6 protein-coding genes are annotated in these 5143 nt (G+C 70.4%); 2 read left to right on the forward strand and 4 right to left on the reverse strand.

Features of this window, described 5'->3' with window-relative positions; translation table 11 throughout:
• Positions 1 to 116 precede the first annotated feature (116 nt).
• On the reverse strand, positions 117 to 1007 hold the full coding sequence (locus tag D7Y13_RS38280; RefSeq protein WP_233596014.1) for a DUF547 domain-containing protein: 891 nt from the start codon (positions 1005 to 1007) through the stop codon (positions 117 to 119).
• A gap of 116 nt (positions 1008 to 1123) precedes the next feature.
• Between D7Y13_RS38280 and D7Y13_RS38285 the strand changes: the two genes are divergently transcribed.
• Positions 1124 to 2164, forward strand: coding sequence for a Rieske 2Fe-2S domain-containing protein (locus D7Y13_RS38285; protein WP_120533540.1), 1041 nt, complete (start codon positions 1124 to 1126; stop codon positions 2162 to 2164).
• A gap of 48 nt (positions 2165 to 2212) precedes the next feature.
• On the opposite strand, the gene D7Y13_RS38290 is transcribed toward D7Y13_RS38285, so the two are convergent.
• On the reverse strand, positions 2213 to 2425 hold the full coding sequence (locus D7Y13_RS38290) for a hypothetical protein (RefSeq protein ID WP_120533541.1): 213 nt from the start codon (positions 2423 to 2425) through the stop codon (positions 2213 to 2215).
• 146 nt (positions 2426 to 2571) lie between these two features.
• Entirely contained in the window at positions 2572 to 3978 is a 1407-nt protein-coding gene (locus D7Y13_RS38295; protein WP_120533542.1) for a TolC family protein, read from the reverse strand.
• A 203-nt stretch (positions 3979 to 4181) separates the two neighbouring features.
• On the opposite strand from D7Y13_RS38295, the gene D7Y13_RS38300 reads away from it, so the two are divergent.
• Complete coding sequence (locus D7Y13_RS38300; RefSeq protein WP_120533543.1) at positions 4182 to 4673, forward strand: MarR family winged helix-turn-helix transcriptional regulator; 492 nt, start codon at positions 4182 to 4184, stop codon at positions 4671 to 4673.
• 38 nt (positions 4674 to 4711) lie between these two features.
• Here D7Y13_RS38300 and D7Y13_RS38305 read toward each other — a convergent pair.
• On the reverse strand, positions 4712 to 5143 hold a 432-nt coding region (locus D7Y13_RS38305), incomplete at its 5' end, for an energy transducer TonB (RefSeq protein ID WP_147452596.1).

The raw sequence follows: 5143 nt of genomic DNA on the forward strand, positions 1-5143 counted from the left end.
CGCCCCTGCTCCCGCCCCTGCTCCGATGACCAGCCACGTCGCCAGCCACACCGCTCCCGTCGTCATGTCCCCGTGCCTCCTCGTCCGTGCGCGCGTGGGGACGCTAGCAGGGCCGCTCAGCGCCGGGAGGCCGCGTCCGCGACGTCGGGCCGCGACAGGTCCTCGGGCATGAAGGTGACGCGGCACGTGTCCAGCTTGGGCCCGCAGGCGCGGTCCAGGTCGCCGCGCGTGTCACAGCCCGGGCGCTCCTCGCAGGTGTCCGGCAGGAAGGCCCAGACGAACTGGAGCACGTTGCCGCCCCGGCCCTCCGGCAGCGCGGCGAGGAAGTCCTGCTTGCGCGTCTGGAACAGGCGCGCCAGGTGCACCGTGTCGCCCTCCAGCCGCACGTGGCGGGGGCTGGCCATGAAGCGGCGGCTGGCGTCGTTGAGCTGCGCGTCCAGGAACTCCGGCTGGTAGGGCGCGCCGTCCAGCGAGGGCCCGCCCCGCGTCCCCCGGAAGAGGGCGAAGTGCACGCGCGGGTCGCCGTACTCTCCCAGGATGCGCTGCTCCAGCGCCCACAGCGTCAGCCGCTCGCCGCCCACCGGCCACGCGTGGCCCCAGTAGAAGCGGCCGAACCACGCGGACGAAACGCCCTCCGGATGGCGCTCCACGAGCTGCAGCAGCACCAGCGCGTTGTAGGCGTTGATCCAGTACGCCAGGCTGTCCTCGGGCGTGGGGAACAGCTCCGGCCGCAGGCGCGGCGACACCGACGCCAGCGACGCGACGAACCGCTCCAGCGCCGCGCGGTCCCGCCCCAGCCCCACGAAGTCCAGGTCCCCGCTGGGGCGCACATGGTCCAGGGCGCGCGCGTAGTCGGTGGAGGAGAAGGGCCCGGCCGCGACGGGCACGGACGCAGGAAGTGCGCCTCGCACATACAACACCGCTCCCACGACGAGCACCGCCAGCACGACCAGGACGGCCGCCGCGAACCAGCGCGCACGGTGGCGGGAGGGGAGGGGAGCGCTCACGGAGCGGCAGTCTATGCCACCCTCCGGGGCCACCTCCCAACGCCTTGCGGACATCGGCCGGCCTCCAGGGGACCCACCCGGGGTCAGCGCCGACAGGCCGCTATACTGCCGTTTCCATGGAGCCTACCCCCGACGTCGTCCGGCATTTCCATCCGGTGCTCCCCGCCCGTCAGCTCCGCCAGCGCCCTGTTCGCGTGGAGCTGGCCGGGCACGCCTACGCGCTCTTCCGGGATGCCACCGGCCGTGCCGCGGCCCTGTCCGATGCGTGTCCCCACCGCTTCGCGCCGCTGTCGAAGGGGACGGTGACGAAGGAGGGCCAGCTCCAGTGCCCGTACCATGGCTGGCGCTTCGACTCGCGCGGCCACGGCACCAACCCCAGCCAGCCGGAGCTGCGCCACTGCGAGGCGCGCAGCTTCCAGGTGGTGGAGCGCCATGGCTACCTGTGGCTCGCGCACGCGAACACGCCCGTGTCCGCGATGCCGGAGCTGTCAGGGGAGGACTACTTCTTCGGCGGGACCTTCTCCACGCTGTTCCAGGCGCCGCTGCACGTGGCGCTCGACAACTTCAGCGAGGACGAACACACGCCCTATGTCCACACGCGGCTGGGGTGGAGCGGCGCGCAGACGGGGGCGGTGGAGTTCGAGGCGCACAACCACGCGGACCACACGGAGGTGCACTACCGGGCCCCGCAGCGGCCCGCGCCCATCATGAAGCTGCTGCTGGTGCGCGACGGCGACTACTTCCACAACGACTGGGTGACGCGGTTCGACCCCGTGCGCAGCATCTACACCATCCACTGGAAGTCCGCGGAAGGGATGCCCCGCCCCTTCATCACGCAGGCGCACATCTTCTTCGTGCCGGAGACGGCGCGCACCACGCGCCTGCATGTCTTCTCCTTCCTGCGCACGTCAACACCGCTCTTGAAGCCGCTGCTGCCGGTGGCCGCGAAGGCCGCGCTGGGCCTCACCTGGTGGGAGGTGCGCGATGACGCGCGCTTCATCCCCACCGTCGCGGACACGCCCTACAGCCACAAGGGCATGCGGCTGGACAAGTACGACAAGCCCCTGGTGCACCAGCGCAAGCTCATGGAGCGCATCTACTACGCGCACGAGCCGGAAGCCGTGCCCCGGGTCATCCACGAAGCCACGGGCACCTGAGCCCCCTTCGCGACGCGGCGTCGCGAGGGGGTGGAAGGACACGCGGCGTCAGTGCATGGACGGCGCGGGCTCCTCGCCGATGGGGACGCTTTCGCCGACGTACGCCTCGTATGCGTTGCAGCCGCTGTCGCCCGACACCAGGAGCGCGAACTGCTTCAGCTCGGACTGGTTGCAGCTCTGGACCTCTCCATCGCTCGGCTCGTCGCTGTTGCCGGCGAAGAAGCGACAGCTCTTGCAGTTGCCCCAGGATGCATCCGCCATGATTCCCTCCTCGTGGAAGCGGGTCCTGTCTGGAGGGTGGGGCTGACGCCGGGCCACCACAACGCGGGACCTGCTTCTCGCCCGGGAGGGCAGGGGACCCGGCGCCCCAGGATGGGCGCCGGGAATTTCCCCTCACACCTTGCTACCTACTGCTGGGGCGCGGGCTGCTGCGCCGGCTGCTGCTCGGGAGCGGGCTGCTGCTGAGCGGGCTGCTGCTGGGGCTGCGCCGACACGCCGGCGCCGGGCTTGGCGCCCAGGGCCGCCGCTTCCTTGCGCACCGAACCGGACTCGAACGAGCCCAGCGCGTTGAGCAGCCGCAGCGCGGCCAGGGACGCCTGGAGCCGCTCGGACACGAAGCCGACCTCGGCGTTGGTGAGCGAGGTGTTGGCGTCCGCGACCTCCAGGTACGTGGCGACGCCCGCCTGGAAGCTCACGTCGGTGAGGCGGTTGGACTCGCGCGCCAGACCCAGGGCCTCCTCGGCCTTGGAGCGGTTGGCGAGCGCGTTCTCCAGGTCCAGCTTGGAGCGGCGCACCTCCTCCTTCACGCGGGCCTGGGCCAGCTGCTGGCTCACGGTGGCCTCACGCACGCGCGACGACGCCTCGGAGAGGTTCGCCTCGCGCAGGCCGCCGTCGAACAGCGTCCAGCTGGCGCCGAAGGTGATGGCCCACGTCTCGTTCTGGCCCGTGAAGCCCGCCGCGTTCGCGATGCGGTACGCGCCCGTGACACCCAGCGTGGGCAGGTAGCTCAGGATGACGCCCGTCTTGTTGATGCGCGTCAGCTTCAGGCCCACTTCGGCGGCCTGCACGTCCGAGCGCTCCTGGATCGCCTGGTTCACCAGGTCGTCCGGCGACGCCTGCGCGGGCACCTGCGGCTCCGGCGGCGGGGCCAGGTCGAAGTCCGGCTCCTTCTGGATGAGCGTGCCCAGCGCCAGCTTCAGGCCCGCCAGCGCGTTCTTCGCGCGCACCAGGTCCTGCTCCGCGCGCGAGCGATCCAGCTGCGCGCGCAGGAGCGCCACGCGCGTCACCGTGCCCGCGTCGAACCGGGCCTGGGTGTCCTTCTCCCGCGCCCGGGTCAGCTCCAACAGGCGCTCCTGGGCGCGCAGCGCTTCCTGCTGCGCCGCCGCGCCGTAGTAGGCCTGCGCCACGCCGAAGAGCACCTGCCGGCGCGCCGTCTGCGTGTTGAGCTCCGCCAGCTTCACCGACTTGTACGAGGCCGCGATGCCCGCCCACAGCTGCGGCGCGATGATGGCCTGACGAATCTCCGCCTGCGCACCCTGCTGGATGAGCGGCTGGATGGTGATGTCCACCGGCGCGATGGTGCCCGCGGGGATGATGGCCGCCACGTTGTTGCGTGTGATGGACGCACCCACGCTGATGGTCGGCAGGTAGCCAGCCCAGGCCTTGCGGGTCGCGAGGGACGCCTGCTCGAAGCGCTCCTGGGCAATCTTCAAATCGAGGTTCTGCTGACGGGCCGACTCCAGCGCCTCGTCCAGCGACAGTACAGGCGCTGCGGCCAGGGCGGCCGACAGGGAAAGCGCCAGAAGGGTACTCATACCGCCTTGACCTCCTCACCGACCCGCGGGAGCGCGAGGCGGATCCGTCCAATGGACGACTGCGTTGCGTCATCTATCCGACCCTGGAGCCCCGTGAAAGTACTCCGCACTGTCGGATGATGGAATATCCGGAATGTAGTACCCGTCAAAGGTTGAGGGTGTCAATTGTTTATGCGACTCGTGTGAATTAGTGTGAAGGGACCATGAACGGACTTGGCGAAAGTCACAGCGAGCAGGCAGGGCGTCCGCCGGAGGCCCGTGCTCAAGGTGCGGAAGAAGCGGAAGTGGGGCTCGCGCAGCAGGCGTGGACGCTCCTGTTCGAGCTGCTGCACACGCACATGCGCAACTTCCCCGCGCTGGCGGCGGAGTTTGATTTGTCCCCGGTGCAGGCGCACGTCCTGCGGCAGTTGGGCGAAGGCGCGCTCGCGATGAGCACGCTCGCCACCTACCTGTCGTGCGACGCGTCCAACGTGACGGGGCTGGTGGACCGGCTGGAGGCGCGCAAGCTGGTGGAGCGGCGCAGCAGCGAGCAGGACCGGCGCGTGAAGATGCTGGTGCTGACGGAGGCTGGCGCGGAGCTGCGCGGTCGGCTGATGGCGCGGATGGCGCTGCCTCCGCCCTTCATCGCCTCGATGCCGGAAGAGGACCTGCTGGCGCTGGGCGACATCATGCGCCGCGCGCTCAAGCCACAGTAGGCGGGGGCCTTCCCAGGCCCCCAGGCCCGGCGGTCCGCTCAGTCCAGCAGGAACGTGTACGAGTACTTCATCTCCGTGGCCACCGCTTCGCCGCCCTTGATGGCGGGCTTGAAGCGGAAGCGCCGGATGGCATCGCGCGCGGCTTCGTTGAGGCCGTAGCCGGGACCGGAGATGACCTTCACGGTGCCCACCTTGCCCTCCGCGTCGATGGTGATGGACAGCGTCACAGTGCCCTCGATGCCGGCGCGGCGCGCCTCGTCCGGGTAGGGAATCTTCACCTCGGACGCGACGGTGGGCTCGGAGTCCACCTGGTACACGGGCACGTACTTGGGCGCGGAGTAGCCCTTCACTTCCTTGGGGTCCTTCGCGGTGCCGTTGGCCTTGCCGTAGGCCGTGTTGCCCACGGGCGCGGCGAAGGAGCCCGCGCTGGTGGTGGACGACATGGTCATGCCCACCACGAGCGGCGGCGG

It is taken from the genome of Corallococcus praedator, from assembly GCF_003612125.1.
Lineage (GTDB): Bacteria > Myxococcota > Myxococcia > Myxococcales > Myxococcaceae > Corallococcus > Corallococcus praedator.